Origin of the sequence: Amycolatopsis sp. NPDC058340, assembly GCF_042723975.1 — a bacterium.
GTDB lineage: Bacteria > Actinomycetota > Actinomycetes > Mycobacteriales > Pseudonocardiaceae > Amycolatopsis.
This window is the reverse complement of the sequence record NZ_JBHXIB010000007.1, coordinates 228,549-246,018: the sequence shown is the minus strand read 5'-3', so window position 1 is coordinate 246,018 and position 17,470 is coordinate 228,549. Positions and strand designations below refer to the sequence as shown.

The following is a 17,470-nucleotide window of genomic DNA, read 5'->3' as shown; positions in this document are numbered from 1 at the left end:
AGGTTGTCTGGTTCCGCCGTTCTGGGAAGAAGCTCACAAACCGTGGCGGCCCGCCGGGTGCTGGGTAGCTTCGGGGTGGTGCCCACCACATCCACCTCCAGCCGCCGGACCGTGATCAGCGTGTTCGCGGCGCTGGGACTCGTCGTGGCCGCGATGGTGACGCTGGGCGCCACCGGGCTGGCCGTCAAACCGGTGAACGGACAGGCGCTCGCGATCCTCGAAGAGGTCCCCGGTCCCGAGAGCGGCCCGACGTGCGCCGTCGACAAGCGCTATGTCGACGAGGACACCTTCGGTATGCGCCAGGACGTGATCGAGGCATGGAACGCCATGCGCGCCAAGGCCAAAGCACAGAACATCACCCTCTGCGTGAACGACGGCAAACGCAGCCGGGCCCAGCAGCAGCGCGAATTCGACAAGGCCGTCGAGCGGTTCGGCTCCGTGGAGCAGGCCAAGAAATGGGCACTGCAACCGGAGACGTCCATGCACGTCAAGGGAATCGCCGTCGACATCCAACCGCTGAACTCGGCCTCGTGGGTGGACAAGAACGGCGGCCCGCTCGGCTGGTGCCGCCGCTACGACAACGAGAAATGGCACTTCGAGTACGACCCGGCCTACAAGACCGCCGGCTGCCCCGCCCTGCTCCCCAGCGCCACCGGCAACTAAGCCGTGACTCGCGTGATCAGAGCCGGAACTCGCGTGATTAGAGGCGGAACTCGCCCAGACACGCGAGTTCCGCCTTCAATCACGTGAGTTCCGGGTCCAGACACGCGAGTTCGGCCTAAGCCAGCGTTTCGACGACGTATTTCGCGGCCTCGGCGAGCAACGCTTCGTCGTAGGGAGCGTCCTTCGCCGCCTTGCTGGACATGACCGCCAGGACGATCGGCGCCTTACCCGGCGGCCACAGGACGGCGATGTCGTTCAGCGTGCCGTACTCACCCGTTCCGGTCTTGCCGGCGAGGGTCCAGCCGGGCGGCAGGCCCGCCCGGATCCGGCCGGCGCCGGTGACGGTGCGCTGGAGCAGATCGCGCAGGAAGTCGCGTTTCTCGGCGGGCAGCGTGTCGCCCAGCACGATCTCCCGGTAGTCGGCCGCGAAGGCCCGCGGTGTGGTCGTGTCGCGAAGGTCGCCCGGGGTGGCCTCGGTGATGGCCGGTTCGACCCGGTCCATCCGCGTGACCGTGTCGCCGAGACCCCGCGTGAACGCCGTCAGCGCGGCAGGGCCGCCGAGATCCCGCAGCAGCAGATTGCCCGCCGTGCCGTCACTGAACCGGACGGCGGCGTCGCACAGTTGGCGGATCGTCATACCCGTGGCCACGTGCCGCTCGGTGACCGGGGCGTGTTTCATCAGGTCTTCCCGCGAGTACCGGACCCGGGTTTCCAGATGCGACAACGGGTTGCGCTGCAGGACCGCGGCCGCCGCGACCCCTTTGAACGTCGAGCAGAACGCGAACCGCTCGTCGGCACGGTGTTCGACCGTGGCGCCGCCCTCGGTGTCGAGCGCGTACACGCCGAGCCGGGCGTCGTACTTCTTCTCCAGCTCCATCAACCGGTCGTGGAACTGACGCGTGGTGGACGGCGGGGGTGGCGGAGGCGACGGCGCGGGCGGGTTCGCCCGCGTGCAGGCGGCCACTGACGCGAGGACCGCCATCCCCAGCAGCGCACGACGGGTGACGGCCTGCCCCGGCGAGTTCATCGTGATCCCTCCCCCTGATCACTTCGAACATAGCAATTTCCCCACCTGTCCCGGATCGGCCAAGCGGCCGAGGCGGGTGACCCCGGGAGTGTGCCTTCCCCCACTCGACCGGGCCACCAACCTGGTTACCGACGGGTAACCGGGGCTAGGGTGCGGTCAGGACAACCTCTACTTCAGGAGCATTCGTGGCCGCAGGAGCAACACCGCTCGCGCCGAACGCGCGATCGGTACGCAATGTCGCCTTCGTCGAAGGGGTGCGGACGCCCTTCGGCAAGGCAGGCGAAAAGGGGATGTACGCCGGCACCCGTGCCGACGACCTCGTCGTCAACGCCATCCGTGAACTGCTGCGGCGGCACCCCGAGCTGCCGCCCGAGCGCGTCGACGAGGTGGCGATCGCCGCCACCACCCAGATCGGTGACCAGGGCCTGACCATCGGCCGCACCGCCGCGCTGCTGGCCGGCCTGCCGAAGTCCGTGCCCGGCTTCGCGCTGGACCGTATGTGCGCGGGCGCGATGACCGCGGTCACCACCACGGCGAGCGGGATCGGCTTCGGCGCGTACGACATCGCCATCGCCGGCGGCGTCGAGCATATGGGCCGCCACCCGATGGGCGAGGGCGTGGACCCGAACCCGCGCATCATCGCCGACAAACTCGTCGACCCGACGGCGCTCGTGATGGGCCAGACCGCGGAGAACCTGCACGACCGGTTCCCGGCGATCACCAAGCAGCGCACCGACGCCTTCGCCGCGCGCAGCCAGGAGAAATACGCCGAAGCCGTGAAGACCGGCAAGATCGGCCCCGAGCTGGTCCCGGTCGCCACGCGGTCCAAGGAACTCGGCTGGGGTCTCGCGACCGAGGACGAGCCGCCGCGGCCGGGCACCACCGTCGAGCAGCTCGCCGGGCTGAAGACGCCGTTCCGCCCGCACGGCCGGATCACCGCGGGCAACGCGGCCGGTCTCAACGACGGCGCCACCGCGGCCCTGCTCGCCGACGAGGACACCGCCCGCGAGCTCGGCCTGCCGATCGGCATGCGCCTGGTGGGCTACTCCTTCGCCGGGGTCGAGCCGGAGGTCATGGGCATCGGCCCGGTGCCCGCCACCGAGAAACTGTTCGCGCGCACCGGTCTGTCGATCGACGACATCGGCCTGTTCGAGATCAACGAGGCGTTCGCGGTCCAGGTGCTCGCGTTCCTCGACCACTTCGGCATCGCCGACGACGACCCCCGCGTCAACCAGTGGGGTGGCGCGATCGCCTGCGGTCACCCGCTCGCGTCCTCCGGCGTCCGGCTGATGACGCAGCTCTCGCGTCAGTTCGCCGAGCGTCCCGACGTGCGCTACGGCCTGACCACCATGTGCATCGGCATCGGCATGGGCGGCACGGTCATCTGGGAGAACCCGGCCTACAGCGACTCCAAGGGGGCCAAGTAACATGACTTTCACCGCTGAGCAGGCGAAAGCCGCCTTCCCCGACGAGGTCGTCACGAACGCGGTCACGCGGTTGGTGAAGGTGCCCGGGCTCGACAAGCCCGTCGCGCTGATCACCCTCGACAACGGCCACGACCACACCCGGCCGAACACCTTCGGCCCGCAGGGCCTGGTGAGCCTGAACGCCGCGATCGACGCCGCCTTCGCGGCCGAGCCCGCCGCGATCGCGGTCACCGGCAAACCGTTCATCTTCGCCGTCGGCGCCGACCTTTCCGGCGTCGAAGCGGTCGCGGATCCGGCGCTGGCGCGGGAGATCGCGCAGACCGGGCACGACGTGTTCCGTCGCCTCACCGAATCCGAGATCCCGACGTTCGGGTTCGTCAACGGCGCGGTGATGGGCGGCGGGCTCGAACTCGCGCTCTCCTGCCACTACCGCACGCTTTCGGAGAACACCGCCGCGATCGCGTTCCCCGAGGTCTTCCTCGGCCTGTTCCCGGGCTGGGGTGGCACGCAGCTGCTGCCGAACCTCATCGGCCCGGACGCGGCGGTCACCGTGATCATCGAGAACGCGCTGGCGCAGAACAAGATGCTCAAGGTCGCGCAGGCGGCGGAGCTCGGCATCGTCGACGAGGTCTTCGGCTCGGCCGATTACCTCGAGCAGTCCCTGCCGTGGCTGGCGAAGGTCGTCAACGGCGAGATCACCCCCGCCCGCCGCGAGATCGACCGCGGCGCCGGCTGGGACGCCGCGATCGCCCGCGCCAAGGCCATTGTGGACGGTCGCACGAAGGGTGCTTCCCCGGGCGCGACCAAGGCCGTCGAGCTGCTGGAGCTGGCCCGCGAGAACGATCTGGACCGCGGTTACGCGGCCGAGACCGACGGGCTCGCCGAACTGCTGATGGACGACACCCTGCGCGCCGGGCTGTACTCGTTCAACCTGGTCAACAAGCGCGCCAAGCGGCCGGCGGGCGCGCCGGACAAGTCGCTGGCGCGCAAGGTGAACAAGGTCGGCATCGTCGGCGCGGGCCTGATGGCCAGCCAGATGGCGCTGCTGTTCGTCCGCCGTCTCAAGGTGCCGGTGGTGCTCACCGACGTCGACCAGGAACGTGTCGACAAGGGTGTGTCCTATGTGCACGGTGAGATCGACAAGCTGCTGGCCAAGAAGCGGGTCTCGCAGGACGGCGCGAACCGGCTGAAGGCGCTCGTCACCGGCTCGCTCGACAAGTCCGCGTTCGCCGACGCCGACTTCGTGATCGAGGCGGTGTTCGAGGAGCTGGGCGTCAAGCAGAAGGTCTTCGCCGACCTGGAGCAGTACGTCTCGCCCGAGGCGATCCTGGCGACGAACACCTCGTCGCTGTCGATCACCGCGATGGCGTCGCAGCTCAAGCACCCGGAGCGCGTGGTCGGGTTCCACTTCTTCAACCCGGTCGCGGTGATGCCGCTGCTGGAGATCGTCCGCGCGGAGAAGACCGACGACGCCGCCCTGGCGACGGCGTTCGCGCTCGGCAAGCAGCTCAAGAAGTCGAGCGTGCTGGTCAAGGACGCGTCCGCGTTCGTGGTCAACCGGCTGCTGCTGCGTTTCCTCGGCGAGGTGCTGGTGACCGTGGACGAGGGCACGCCGTTCGACGTCGCGGACAAGGCATTGGAGCCGCTGGGCCTGCCAATGACGCCGCTGACGTTGATGCAGCTGGTCGGCCCGGCGATCGCCCTGCACGTCGGGGAGACCCTGCACGGGGCGTTCCCGGACCGGTTCACCGTCAGCGAGAACCTCGACCGCTTCGTGAAGGCGGGCAAGAAGGGCGTCTGGCAGTGGGACGCTCACGGCAACGCCACCGTCGATCCCGAGGTGGCCGAGCTCTGGCAGCGGGGCGACTCGCCGTCGACGTCCGAGCAGGTGCGTGACCGCGCGCTGGCCGCCATCGCCGAAGAGATCCGGATCATGCTCGACGAGGGCGTGGTCGCGGAGGCGCAGGACATCGACCTGTGCCTGATCCTCGGCGCGGGCTGGCCGTTCTGGCTGGGCGGCATCACGCCGTACCTCGACCGGGCTGGTGTGTCCGAGAAGGTCAACGGCGAGCCGTTCCTGGCCCCGGGTGTGGCGAGCGTGCCGCTCTCCTGAGCCTCGGCGAAGGCCACCGTCGGCGATCCCTTGATCGCGGGCGGTGGCCTTTCACGTTTTTCGTGGATTTGATGGCGAACGGCTACGTTTTCGTGAAAGCCTTGGGTGGTACGGGAAAGTTCGTCTCCCCGGCCATCCCCCGGGGAGACGGGCCGTCAGCGTTCCCCTGAAGGCGGGCAGGGCGGCGGAGTGGTCGTCAGCTGAGCGGCGATCCGCGCGGGATCGAGAACGTCGACCTTCTCCGCCTTGGGGAACCGCTGCCGCAATTCCCCCGCCCACGCTTGGACGTCGGTTCCGGCGACGGGCACGAGATGCACCACCGCGGGAAGCGTGTCCGGCGTCGTCAGCTCCAGCAGTTCCGGCCGGTCCGCGAAGAGCATCTTGAAACGCTCGTACGCCTCCGCCTTGGTTTCGGTCAGCACCCGACGGGCCTTCCGGTCGTCCCGGAGCGCCTGAGCGGTGGCGATCATGTCCTCGTCGGTGTCGATGAACACCGCGAGCCGGAGCCCGCACAGTTCCCGCTTTCCCAGCGGCACGGGTGCCGCATCCCGTGGCAGAGCCGCCGGGACGGGCTTTTCGGTGACCTGGTTCAGGACGACGACGGCCGTCGTCACGACGGCGGCGAGGACCACGACCGCGACAGCCGCGACCACCCAGAGCAACCGTCGAGACGCCTTGGGTGTCCGTTCCGGTTCTTCCACAGGGACGATCATCACACGGCGCGGTTCATTCGCCGTCCGGACATCGTCCGTTCAACGAGGCTCTTTAGCGTCCGGCCGGTGAACAGCGAAAAACCCGGCGTCGACCGCCGCGGATTCCTCAAGCGCGCGGGCCTCGTGTCCGCGGCGGCCGCGGGCGCCCCGCTCGCCGCCACCGCCCCGGCGGAGGCCCTCGATCTCGACCTCGATCTCGGCCGTCTCTTCGGCCGGGACCGCTATCGGTGGCTGGCGGGCGATCACCACATCCACACGCAGTACTCCTACGACGCGATGTACACAGTGGACGGAATCGCCGCCGACGCGCTCCGGCACGGGGCGGACTGGGCGGTGATCACCGATCACGGCCACGCCGCGCACGAGAAATCGTCGGTGGAGCGCACGAACGCCGCGATCCGGGCCGCGCAGCGCGAGCATCCCGATCTCCTGCTGTGGCAGGGCATGGAGTGGAACGTGCCGGGTGCCGAGCACGCGACGCTGTTCTTCCAGGCCGGCGCGGACCAGGCCGTGAAACTGCGCGAGTTCGAGCGCGCCTTCGACTGGCGGCTGACCGGGACCGAACCGGGCACGCCGGACAACGAGGCGCTTGCCGTGAAGGCGATCCGGTGGCTCGCCACCGAGGAGCGGGCACGCCGGATCCACGCGCCGGTGGTGGTGATCAACCATCCGCTGCGCAACGGCCGGATCGCCCCGCACGAGATCCGCGCGCTGCGCGACGCCGCGCCCGGCATCGTCATCGGGATGGAAGGCGCGCCGGGAGCGCAGGCCGACGGTTTCCCGAAACCGCTCGGGAGCGGTGGTGGCGCGCGTGGCGGGTACGGCAACTCGCCCGGCTCGAACTCGTGGCCAGGTTTCCCGGAGTCGGCGTACCGCACCTACGGCGGCTTCGACTGGAGCACCGCTACCGTCGGCGGGCTCTGGGATTCGCTGCTGGCCGAAGGAAAGCCGTGGTGGATCACCAGCAACTCCGATTCGCATTACAACCGCGGCGACACCCACGTGCGGCCCAGCGTCCCCGACGGCTACTACGACGAGCACGGCGGCTACCCGGACCCGATCGACACCGGCGTCCCGCAGACCCTGCCGCCGTACGCGGACTTCGCTCCCGCCGAATTCAGCCGGACGATGGTCGGCGTGACCCGGCGAAGCCACGAAGGGGTGCTGGAAGGCCTGCGCGCGGGCCGCGTCTGGGTGGCACACGGCGGGCTCGCGCAGGAACTGGAGTTCGGCGCGTACAGCGGCTGGAGCTCGGCGACGATGGGCGGCAGGCTGCGGGTCCGGCGCGGATCCGACGTCACGGTGGTCGTCTCGGCGAAGCTGGCGGCCCGGCCGAACGGCGGCGGCGCGATCCCGCGGCTCGCCCGGCTCGACCTCGTGTCCGGACCGGTGACCGGCCCGGCCGCCGACCGCGACACGCAGACCGCCCCGGGCACGCGGGTGGTGCGGTCCTTCGAGCCGCGATGGGCGCCCGGGCGACGGGTCACCTTCCGGCACACGTTCCGCGACGTGCGTGAACCGTTCTTCGTGCGGACACGCGGAACGGACGGCAAGAAGCACGTGCCCGGCGGGATCGAGCCGAGCGCCGACGTGATCGGGCACTCGAACCCCTTCGAAGACCTGTGGCTGTACGGGAACCCGATCTTCGTCGACGTGCGGTGACCCTTGGGCCTCGTGAGTGGCAAGGACGGTTCTAACCGTCCTCGCCACTCACGAGCCGAGGGTGTCGGGATCCGGGCCCAGCCGCTTCCCCTGCTCCAGCGTCGCGATCGCGGCGGTGTCGTGCGCGTCGAGCGCGAAGTCGAAGACGTCGATGTTCGCCTTGATCCGTTCGGGCGTGACGGACTTCGGGATCACCAGATGGTCCATTTCGACGTGCCAGCGCAGCACGACCTGAGCCGGTGTCTTGCCGTGTTTCTCGGCGATCGTGGTGATCTTCTCGTCGGCGAGCAGGTCTCCGCCGCGCGCCAGCGGGCCCCACGCCTCGGTGACGATCTCGTGCTTCACGTGGAAGTCCCGCAGCAGCGGCTGCTGTAGCCACGGATGGCATTCGATCTGATTCACCGCGGGAACGGTCCCGGTCTCCTCGATCAGCCGCTCCAGATGCGGGATCTGGAAGTTCGAGACGCCGATCGCCTTCGCCCGGCCGTCGGAGGCGATCTTTTCCAGCGCCCGCCACGTTTCCACGTACTTGTCCTGCGCGGGCAGCGGCCAGTGGATCAGGTACAGGTCGACATAGTCGATGTCGAGTTCGCGCATGCTCGTGTCGAAGGCGCGCAACGCCGCGTCGTAGCCGTGTTCGGTGTTCCACAGTTTCGTGGTGACGAACAGTTCCTCACGCGGCAGCCCGCTGGTGCGGACGGCCTCGCCGACTCCGCGTTCGTTGGCGTACAGGGTCGCCGTGTCGATGGCACGGTAGCCCGCCTCGATGGCGGTGCGGACCGCGCCCACGACCTCGTCGTCGCCGATCTTGTACACCCCGAATCCGAGTTGCGGAAGGGATGTTCCGTTGTTCAGCCGAATACTGGGAACCATGCTCAGAACCGTAACCCCCGCCGGGGGTCAGGGCAGAGCGGGCAGGTGCACGGTCACCGAAAGACCGCCGCCCACAACGGGTTCCGCGGACACCGTGCCGCCGTGCGCCTGCACCGCGGCCCGCACGATCGACAGGCCCAGCCCGGCACCGGTCCGGGCCGTCCTCGCGACGCCGGCGCGGCGGAAGGGCTCGAACAGTTCGGGGACCGCGGCCGGATCGAGCAGCCCGCCCGACGAACGCACCCGCAGCACCGACCACTGTGGACCGGCCTGCGTGACGACGTCCAGCCAGCCGCCGTCGACGTTGTGCCGCACCGCGTTCTCCAGCAGGTTGCCCGCGATCCGCTCCAGCAGCGCGGGATCACCGAACGTCGGCGCCCCAGCGGTCGCGAATTCGGTACGGATGCCGCGTTTCCCGGCTTCGGTGCGCACCGCGCGCCACGCGCTCGCGACGATCACCGCCAGATCGACCGGTTCCCTGGCCACCAGTCCGGCGCCGTCGGTGCGCGCGAGCAGCAGCAGGGAACCGACCAGCCGCTCGGCCCGTTCGGTCGCGTCGCGGACGACACCCGCCATCCGGCGTAATTCGGCTTCGTCCGCGTGCTCGTCGGCCAGGGTGACATCGAGTTCCGTGCGGATGACCGCGAGCGGCGTCCGCAGTTCGTGGCTGGCGTTCGCGACGAAATGCCGCTGCGCGTCGAACGCGGCCTGTAGCCGGTCGAGCATGTCGTCGAAGGTCTCGGCCAGTTCGGCGAGTTCGTCCTTCGTGCGGACCTCGCCGATCCGCTCCCCCATCGACTCGATCGAGAGACGGCGCGCGGTGCCGGTGATCTCGCGCAGCGGCTGAAGGACCCGCGCGGTGAACGTCCACGCGAGGATCCCGGCCGCCAGCACCACGAAACAGAACGCGACCGCGCCGAACAGCAGCACCCGGTTCCGGGCGTAGACCCGCAGATGCTCGGTGACGGCGGACGCGTCCACCTCGACGCCGTCGACCCGCACCAAGGTGCCCGGCGGCAGCTGAGGCACGGCGGAAACCGCGTCGCCGACCAGATTCCAGGTCAGCCAAAGCAACAGGAGGCTGACCAGTGCCACCAGCCCGGTCGCGAGCAGTGTGACCCGCGCGCGCAGGCTGCGGGCACCGGACAGGTTCACCCGCGTGCGGTCCCCTGCTCCGGCACCCGGTAGCCGGAGCCGACGACGGTCTCGATGATGCCCGGCTCACCGAGCTTCTTCCGCAGGGTCATCACGGTGACCCGGACGGTGGTGGTGAACGGGTCGGCGTTCTCGTCCCACACGCGTTCGAGCAGCTCCTCGCTGCTGACCACCGAACCGGCGGCCGACAGCAGCACCTCCAGCACGCCGAACTCCTTGCGGGTCAGCTCGACCGGGCCGCTCGCGCGGCGGACGGTCCGCCTCGCCGGGTCCAGTTCGACGTCGCCCGAAGTCAGCAGCGGCGGCGCGGCCGGGGTGGCGCGGCGGCCCAGTGCCCGCACGCGCGCGACGAGTTCGGGGAAGGCGAACGGCTTGGCGAGATAGTCGTCGGCGCCGAGGGAAAGCCCGTCGACCCGGTCCGAAACGGAACTGCTCGCGGTGAGCATCAGGACGCGGGTCAGCTCGCCGGACGCGACGATCTCCCGGCACAGGTCGTCACCGGACATACCGGGCAGGTCGCGGTCGAGCAGCACGACGTCGTACCGGGTGACGGCGGCCTTCTCGTGCCCGTCGTCACCGGTGAGCGCGATGTCCACCGCCATGCCCTCGCGCCGCAGGCCGCGTGCGATCGCGTCGGCGAGGGGTTCTTCGTCTTCGACTACCAGAATTCGCACGACCCTACGTTGCCACACATTCCTGAGAGTGACCTTATTGGACTCGTGAGTGGTAAGGACGGTTCTAACCGTCCTTACCACTCACGAGGCCCAGCGCAGGGCGAACCACAGCCGCATCCGGGTCTCCGGATCCGCGAGATCCATCCCCAGCGCCCGTTCGATCTGCCCGATCCGGTGCCGGACGCTGTTGCGGTGCACGCCGAGTTCGGCGGCGGTGCGGTCCCAGCCGCCGTGGTGCGCGAGCCACGTCCGCAGCGTGCCGACCAGTTCGCGGTCACCCTTCAGGTCGAGTTCGCGCAGCGGCGCCAGTAGCCGGGTGGCGAACCCGGCCGCGGCGCCCGGATCGATCAGCGCGTCCAGCCCCGAAGGACCTTCCGCCACCACCGGCCGTCCCAGCGCGGTGGCCCGCGTCAGCAGCAGCTCGATCTCACCCGCCGCGTCGGGAAGCCGTCCGGGTGGCACGGGCGAACCCACCACCGCGAGCCAGCCGTCGGCACGGAGCCGGTCGAGGTCGGCGGCCTCCGGCGCCTCGCGGACGATCGCGTCGAAACGCGGCCCCGGCCGCAGCCGCACGAGCGGGGTGTCGAGGCGGGCACGCAGCCAGTCGTAGCGGACGGCGACCTCGTTCGGCCCCTTGCGGTACGCGATCCCGGCGACCAGGCGGCGTTCGTCCCCGCCGATCACCTCGGTCTCCCCCAGCAGCAGCCCCGTGGCGGTGGCGCCCAGCCCGGCGGCGTCCGAACCCGCGCGGCCCGCCAGCCCGAGCAGCGCCGCCCCGACCGACAGGATCGAGCGGTCCGCGCCGTCGAACCGCGCGACCCGGCCGACCACGACCAGATGCGACGCCGTCGCCTGCGGATACACCGGCTGCGCGACGACGTGCGTGCCGTCGGCCAGTTCCGTGGTCGCGCTGCGGATCCCCCGGCCCGCCCGGAGCGTGGCGACCAGTTCCCCGACCTCGGCGGGCAACGGTGACGGCGCACCGTGGTCCGCGGCCAGGACGTCACCGTCGCCGACCAGCGCCACCCACGCCCCCAGCCGTCCGGCCAGCGCGCTCGCCAGTTCGCCGAGCCCGTCGCCCGCAGCCCTGGTCAGCGCCTCGCGCGCGACCGCGATCCGCCTCTGTTCCCGCTGCCCCGCCTCGGCGAGCGCGACCGACACGGCCCGGCTGATCGCGAGGAACGGCGTTCGCGGCTGGACGACCAGCAGCGGGAGACCGTGCCGGGCGCAGGCCGACCGCAGTGGCGGCGGCAACGTCTCGTAGGCGCCGGGGGTCAGCCCGAACCCCAGCGCGGAGATCCCGCTGTCGGCCAGCCGCCGGACGTAGCGGTCGATCTCGACCGGTTCCACCGGCAGGTTCACCCCGGCGGTGAGCAGCAGTTCCGCCCCGAGCAGGTACGGCGCGGGATCCCGCAGCTCGCTGACGTGGGCCCAGCGCACCGGGGCGTCCAGCGCGCCCGGCCGCAAGGTCTCCACGACCGGGTCGAGTGCCAGTTCCGGGTTGCCGACCACGGCCCGTAACGGGACATTCACATCCGAGTCGAACGGAGCGCTGCCTTGGGTCATTTCATCCTCGATCTCCGATGACTTCGGACGGATCATCCCATGTCGTTCAAGCCGCGAACGAACCTACGGTGACCCGAACGAAGCGAACAGCCCCAAGTCAAGGAGGACACCGTGGCCGGTGACTACGCGGTGATCGCGCTCTACATAGCGGGCATGATCGGGGTCGGCTGGTTCGGGCTGCGGCTCGCCAAGACCAAATCCGACTACCTCGTCGCCGGCCGCCGCCTCGGCTGGTTCATGTACTCGGGCACGATGTCCGCTGTCGTCCTCGGCGGCGCTTCGACCGTCGGCGGGGTGAAACTCGGCTACACCTACGGCATCTCCGGCGCCTGGCTCGTGATCGCGATCGGCGTCGGCATCCTGGTCCTGCACACGCTGTTCGCACGGCGGCTGGTGAAACTGCGCGTCTACACCGTCGGCGAGATGCTCGACCTGCGCTACGGGGGCTCCACCAGCACCATCTCCGGCGTGGTCATGTGGGGCTACACGCTGATGCTGACCGTCACCTCGACGCTGGCGTTCGCCACCATCTTCAAGGTCCTGTTCAACGTGCCGAGCTGGGCCGGGATCGCCATCGGCGGTTCGATCGTGGTGCTCTACTCGGTACTCGGCGGCATGTGGTCGATCACGCTGACCGACATCGTCCAGTTCGTCATCAAGACCATCGGCATCCTGCTGATCCTGCTGCCGGTCTCGATCGTCTCGGCGGGCGGTTTCGACGGCATGGCCGCGCGGCTGGACGAGAGCTACTTCGAGCTGACCGCCATCGGCGGCGACACGATCTTCACCTACTTCCTCATCTACAGCTTCGGTCTCCTGATCGGGCAGGACATCTGGCAGCGCGTGTTCACCGCGCGGACGCCGGGTATCGCGACCGGCGGCGGCGTCATCTCCGGCGTCTACTGCCTCGTCTACGGTCTCGCCGGCGCGCTGATCGGCACCGCGGCCAAGACGCTGTACCCCAACCTCGCCAGCGCGCAGGACGCGTTCGCGACCATCGTCGAACAGCAGCTGCCCGCCGGGGTCCGCGGCCTGGTGCTCGCGGCGGCGCTCTCGGCGATGATGTCGACCGCGAGCGGCGCGCTCATCGCCTGCTCCACGGTCAGCACCTCGGACCTGCTTTCCAAGCTGGGCCTCAAAAAGGCCGCCGACGAGGTCAGCAGGAACCGGGTCACGACGCTGGTGCTCGGCATCGTCGCGATCGGCATCGCGATGGTCGTGGACGACGTCGTCAACGCGCTCACCATCGCCTACGACATCCTCGTCGGCGGCCTGCTGGTGGCGATCATCGGCGGGCTGGCCTGGAAACGCGGTACGCGTCAGGGCGCGCTCGCGTCGATGGTCGTCGGCACCGTCGTGGTCATCACGTTCATGTTCGTCGACGGCGTCGAGGCCAACAGCCCGATCTACTGGGGCCTCGGCTCCAGCCTCGCGGTGTACCTGCTGGTCAGCTTCCTCACCCCGCGTACCTCCGACGAAATCCTCACCGTGTGGACCCGCCGCCTGAACGGCAGCGCGGCCGCCGAAGAAGAGGCGGAACTCGCCGCTTCGCAGTCCTGAAAACCCGTTAGGAGACACAGTGCCTGAGCAGAACCCGATCGGTCCCGTCGACTCTTCGAAGGTGCCCCGGTTCGCCGGTTTCGCGACCTTCGCGAGGCTTCCGCGGCTCGATCAGGTCGAGCGTGCCGACGTCGCCGTCGTCGGGGTGCCGTTCGACGCCGGGGTGTCCTACCGCCCCGGCGCGCGTTTCGGCCCCTCCGCGCTCCGTGAGGCCAGCCGGCTCCTTCGCCCGTACCACCCGGAACTCGACGTTTCCCCGTTCGCCGAAACGCAGGTGGCCGACGCCGGCGACATCGCGCTCAACCCGTTCAACATCGGCGAGGCGATCGAAACACTGCAGAGCGAGGCCGAGGCGCTCACCGCGGACGGGACGCGGCTGGTGACCGTCGGCGGCGACCACACGATCGCGCTGCCGCTGCTGCGAGCGGCGGCGAAGAAGCACGGACCGGTGGCGCTGCTGCATTTCGACGCGCACCTCGACACCTGGGACACCTACTTCGGCGAGCCCTACACCCACGGCACCCCGTTCCGGCGGGCGTCCGAGGAAGGCATCCTCGACACTGAAGCGCTGTCCCACGTCGGCACGCGCGGCCCGCTGTACGGCAAGCGGGATCTGGAAGAGGACCGCCGCCTCGGATTCGGCATCGTCACCTCCGGCGACGTCATGCGCCGCGGGGTCGCCGAGACCGTCGACGCGCTGCGCCAGCGCATCGGCGGCCGCCCGCTCTACATCTCGGTCGACATCGACGTGCTCGACCCGGCGCACGCACCGGGCACCGGCACCCCCGAAGCGGGCGGTATGACCAGCCGCGAACTGCTGGAGATCCTGCGCGGGCTGCGGGACTGCAATCTCGTCGGAGCCGATGTGGTGGAGCTGGCCCCGGCTTACGATCATGCCGAGATCACCGCCATCGCGGCTTCCCACGTCGCCTACGACCTGGTGAGCCTGCTCAGTTTGGGGAAGAGCGCATGACACAACGCATCGGCGGCGACGTCGTCGTCGAAACCCTCCACGCGCTCGGCGCGGACACCGTGTTCGGCCTGCCGGGCCAGCACGCGCTCGGCCTGTTCGAAGCGTTGCGGCGCACGGACGACCTGCGCGTCATCAGTTCGCGGGTGGAGAACAATCTGGCGTTCGCGGCCGACGGTTACGCCCGCGCCCGGCTCGCGGCGGATCCCGAAGGCCCGGTCCCGGTGACCCCGATGATCGTGTCGACCGGCCCCGGCGCGTTGCTGACTTTGGCTTCGCTGCAGGAATCCCGGGCGGCCTCGGTGCCGGTGCTCGGGATCTCCAGCCAAATCCCGGTCGCCGGGCTCGGCGGCGGGCGGCACGGCTACCTGCACGAACTGCCCGATCAGCAGGCCAGTTTCCGCGATGTGGTGAAGTCGGTGCACGTGGTGCGCACCGTCAGCCAGATCCCGACGGCACTGCGCGAAGCGTGGGAATCGGCGGCGACCGCGCCGTACGGCCCGGTGTGGGTCGAGATCCCGCAGGACATCCTGCTGGCGACGACGGATCTGCCGCGGATCACGTCCGTGACCGCGCGGCCCGCACCGCTGGAGCCCCTGCCGGAGCTGATCACCGAAGCCGCGAATCTCCTTGGCGCGGCGAAGAATCCGGTGATTCTCGCCGGTGGTGGCGCGCTGCGCTCCGGCGCGCACGCGGAGCTGAAGGCACTCGCGGAGGCACTGCGCGCGCCGGTGCTGTCGACGTTCGGCGGCAAGGGCGTCTTCGGCTGGGATCACGAGCTGTCCGGGCAGTCGTGGCTCGAAGACTGGCACAGCACCGAGTTCCTCTCGGCCGCGGATGTACTGCTGGTACTGGGTTCCGGGCTCGGCGAGCTGTCCAGCAACTACCGCGAGTTCGCCCCGCGCGGCCGGCTGATCCAGGTCGAGGCCGATCTCGGGAAGCTGGAGTCGAATTACCCCGCGCTGGGTATCCACGCCGACGTCCGTCTTGCCCTGCAAGGACTTCTGGAGCAGGTGCCGTTCCGTCAGGCCGACGGCGCCGCCGAGAAGGCGGTCGCGGATCTGCTGGCGAAGGTACGTCTTCGTCTCGATGGCCAGGCGCTCGAAACCGAGCGCAAGCTCATCGACGACATCCGCGCGGCGATCCCCGAAGGCACCCAGACGTTCTGGGACATGACGATCGCGGCCTATTGGGCCTGGTCGGCGTGGAATCCCGAGGGCGCGCCGATCCACACCGCGCAGGGCGCGGGCGGGCTCGGTTACGGCCTGCCCGGCGCGCTCGGCGGCGCCGCGGCGACCGGCGGCCCGGCGCTGGCGGTGTCCGGCGACGGTGGCGCGATGTACGGCATCGCGGAACTGGCCACGGCGGTCCAGCACGGGCTGGACGTCACGTGGCTGGTCATCGACGACGGTGGTTACGGCATCCTGCGCGAGTACCTGACCGGCGCGTTCGGGCAGTCCACCGCCACCGAACTCGCCCGGCCCGATTTCGCGGCGCTGGCCCAGTCCTTCGGCGTCGGCGCGACTGTGTCCTCTTTGGACACCATCGGGAAGGACCTGGCCGACGCGCTGGCCACACCTGGGCCGTCCGTGGTCGTCCTGCCCGCCCTGCTCAAGATGTTCGAGCCGACCCACCTGGAGAAGAAATGACTCAGGTCCTGAATTTCGTCGACGGCACCGAGGCCCGGGCGTCGGGTTCGCGGACGCTCGATCTGGTGAATCCCGCCACCGGTGAGGTCTTCGGCACCAGCGTCCTATCGGAGCAGTCCGATGTGGACGCCGCGCTGGCCGCGGCCGGACGGGCGTTCAAGGTGTGGCGCAAGAGCACACCCGCGCAGCGTCAGCTCGCGCTGCTGAAGATCGCCGACGCGCTGGAGTCCCGCGCCGAGGAGTTCGCCGAGCTCGAAATCCGCGAAACCGGCAAGATCCGCGCCGTCGTGCTGGACGAGGAGATCCCGGAGTGCGTCAGCGCGCTGCGGTTCTTCGCCGGTGCGGCGCGGCAGCTCGAAGGCACCGCGTCCGGGGAGTACCTGCCGGGGCACACGTCGGCGATCCGCCGGGAGCCGGTCGGCGTCTGCGCGCAGATCGCGCCGTGGAACTACCCGCTGATGATGGGTGTCTGGAAGATCGCCCCGGCGCTGGCGGCGGGCAACACCGTCGTGCTGAAGCCCGCGGAGACCACGCCGTCGACGGCCGTGCTGCTGGCGAAGGTCGCGGCGGAGTTCCTGCCGCAGGGCGCGTTCAACGTGCTGTGCGGCGACCGCGACACCGGGCGCGCGCTGGTGAAGCACCCGATCACCGCTCTGGTGTCGATCACCGGCTCGACCCGTGCCGGCATCGACGTCGCCACCGTCGCGGCGGCCGACCTCAAGCGCACGCACCTCGAACTCGGTGGCAACGCGCCACTGCTGGTCTTCGGCGACGTGAACCTCGCCGAGGCGGCCGAGGGCATCGTCGGCGCGGCGTTCTACAACGCCGGGCAGGACTGCACGGCCGGCAGCCGGGTGCTGGTGGACGCGGCGATCCACGACGAGTTCGTCGCGGAGCTGACCAAGGCCGCCGCCGCGCAGACACCGGGCGAGGACTTCGGCCCGCTCAACAGCGAAGCGCAGTTCGGGCGGGTGCGCGGTCTCGTCGACCGGCTCCCGTCGCACGCCCGCGTGGAGACCGGCGGGACGCCCGCCGGTGACCGCGGTTTCTTCTTCTCCCCCACCGTGATCTCGGGTCTGAAGCAGGACGACGAGATCGTGCGGGAGGAGATCTTCGGCCCGGTGATCACCGTCCAGTCCTTTGTGGACGAGGAGGAGGCGGTGCGCCTGGCGAACGGCGTCCCCTACGGGCTGGCGTCGTCGATCTGGACCAACGACCTGTCACGCGCGACCCGCGTTTCGGGTGAACTCGACTTCGGCTGCGTCTGGGTCAACACCCACGGGCCGCTGGTCTCGGAAATGCCCCATGGCGGCTTCGGGCACTCGGGCCACGGGAAGGACCTCTCGTCCTACTCCTTCGCCGAGTACACCCGCGTGAAGCACGTCATGACCCGCTTCGCCTGAAGCTTTACCGGAGGT

The 17,470-nt window shown here is 69.9% G+C and carries 14 protein-coding genes; 8 read left to right on the top strand and 6 right to left on the bottom strand.

The window, feature by feature from the left end:
• Positions 1 to 75: 75 nt before the first annotated feature.
• On the top strand, positions 76 to 663 hold the full coding sequence (locus ACFWIW_RS12545; RefSeq protein WP_378368550.1) for a D-alanyl-D-alanine carboxypeptidase family protein: 588 nt from the start codon (positions 76 to 78) through the stop codon (positions 661 to 663).
• A gap of 115 nt (positions 664 to 778) precedes the next feature.
• Here ACFWIW_RS12545 and bla read toward each other — a convergent pair whose 3' ends face one another.
• Positions 779 to 1,690, bottom strand: a complete 912-nt coding sequence (bla, locus tag ACFWIW_RS12540) for a class A beta-lactamase (protein WP_378368530.1) — start codon at positions 1,688 to 1,690, stop codon at positions 779 to 781.
• 185 nt (positions 1,691 to 1,875) lie between these two features.
• Here bla and ACFWIW_RS12535 point away from each other — a divergent pair, with 185 nt between their 5' ends.
• Positions 1,876 to 3,117 carry a thiolase family protein gene (locus ACFWIW_RS12535; protein WP_073846907.1) on the top strand — a complete coding sequence of 414 codons (1,242 nt, stop codon included), beginning with the start codon at positions 1,876 to 1,878 and terminating at the stop codon, positions 3,115 to 3,117.
• A 1-nt stretch (position 3,118) separates the two neighbouring features.
• Entirely contained in the window at positions 3,119 to 5,230 is a 2,112-nt protein-coding gene (locus tag ACFWIW_RS12530) for a 3-hydroxyacyl-CoA dehydrogenase NAD-binding domain-containing protein (protein WP_378368529.1), read from the top strand.
• 155 nt (positions 5,231 to 5,385) lie between these two features.
• Here the strand turns inward: ACFWIW_RS12530 and ACFWIW_RS12525 are convergent, their stop codons facing one another.
• Positions 5,386 to 5,931 (bottom strand): permease-like cell division protein FtsX, encoded by a 546-nt coding sequence (locus ACFWIW_RS12525; RefSeq protein ID WP_378368528.1) that lies wholly within the window; start codon positions 5,929 to 5,931, stop codon positions 5,386 to 5,388.
• A 78-nt stretch (positions 5,932 to 6,009) separates the two neighbouring features.
• Here ACFWIW_RS12525 and ACFWIW_RS12520 point away from each other — a divergent pair, with 78 nt between their 5' ends.
• On the top strand, positions 6,010 to 7,605 hold the full coding sequence (locus ACFWIW_RS12520) for a histidinol-phosphatase (protein WP_378368527.1): 1,596 nt from the start codon (positions 6,010 to 6,012) through the stop codon (positions 7,603 to 7,605).
• Positions 7,606 to 7,653: 48 nt separating this feature from the next.
• Here ACFWIW_RS12520 and ACFWIW_RS12515 read toward each other — a convergent pair whose 3' ends face one another.
• The 4 genes from ACFWIW_RS12515 to ACFWIW_RS12500 all read right to left on the bottom strand — a co-directional run bounded on the left by ACFWIW_RS12515 (position 7,654) and on the right by ACFWIW_RS12500 (position 11,873).
• Complete coding sequence (locus ACFWIW_RS12515; RefSeq protein WP_378368526.1) at positions 7,654 to 8,478, bottom strand: aldo/keto reductase; 825 nt, start codon at positions 8,476 to 8,478, stop codon at positions 7,654 to 7,656.
• A 27-nt stretch (positions 8,479 to 8,505) separates the two neighbouring features.
• Positions 8,506 to 9,633: a sensor histidine kinase gene (locus ACFWIW_RS12510; RefSeq protein WP_378368525.1), complete on the bottom strand. Its 1,128-nt coding sequence runs from the start codon at positions 9,631 to 9,633 to the stop codon at positions 8,506 to 8,508.
• Positions 9,630 to 10,307 carry a response regulator transcription factor gene (locus ACFWIW_RS12505; protein ID WP_007033550.1) on the bottom strand — a complete coding sequence of 226 codons (678 nt, stop codon included), beginning with the start codon at positions 10,305 to 10,307 and terminating at the stop codon, positions 9,630 to 9,632. Before ACFWIW_RS12505 ends, ACFWIW_RS12510 begins: the two co-directional genes overlap by 4 nt.
• Before the next feature lie 81 nt (positions 10,308 to 10,388).
• Positions 10,389 to 11,873: a PucR family transcriptional regulator gene (locus tag ACFWIW_RS12500; protein ID WP_378368524.1), complete on the bottom strand. Its 1,485-nt coding sequence runs from the start codon at positions 11,871 to 11,873 to the stop codon at positions 10,389 to 10,391.
• Positions 11,874 to 11,984: 111 nt separating this feature from the next.
• On the opposite strand from ACFWIW_RS12500, the gene ACFWIW_RS12495 reads away from it, so the two are divergent.
• From ACFWIW_RS12495 to ACFWIW_RS12480, 4 genes are read left to right on the top strand one after another with little or no spacing between them, the layout of a single operon-like run.
• Positions 11,985 to 13,433 (top strand): sodium:solute symporter, encoded by a 1,449-nt coding sequence (locus tag ACFWIW_RS12495; RefSeq protein WP_378368523.1) that lies wholly within the window; start codon positions 11,985 to 11,987, stop codon positions 13,431 to 13,433.
• 19 nt (positions 13,434 to 13,452) lie between these two features.
• On the top strand, positions 13,453 to 14,406 hold the full coding sequence (gene speB / locus ACFWIW_RS12490; RefSeq protein ID WP_378368522.1) for an agmatinase: 954 nt from the start codon (positions 13,453 to 13,455) through the stop codon (positions 14,404 to 14,406).
• Positions 14,403 to 16,052, top strand: coding sequence for a thiamine pyrophosphate-binding protein (locus ACFWIW_RS12485; protein WP_378368521.1), 1,650 nt, complete (start codon positions 14,403 to 14,405; stop codon positions 16,050 to 16,052). Before speB ends, ACFWIW_RS12485 begins: the two co-directional genes overlap by 4 nt.
• Positions 16,049 to 17,455, top strand: coding sequence for an aminobutyraldehyde dehydrogenase (locus ACFWIW_RS12480; RefSeq protein WP_378368520.1), 1,407 nt, complete (start codon positions 16,049 to 16,051; stop codon positions 17,453 to 17,455). Before ACFWIW_RS12485 ends, ACFWIW_RS12480 begins: the two co-directional genes overlap by 4 nt.
• Positions 17,456 to 17,470: the final 15 nt, after the last annotated feature.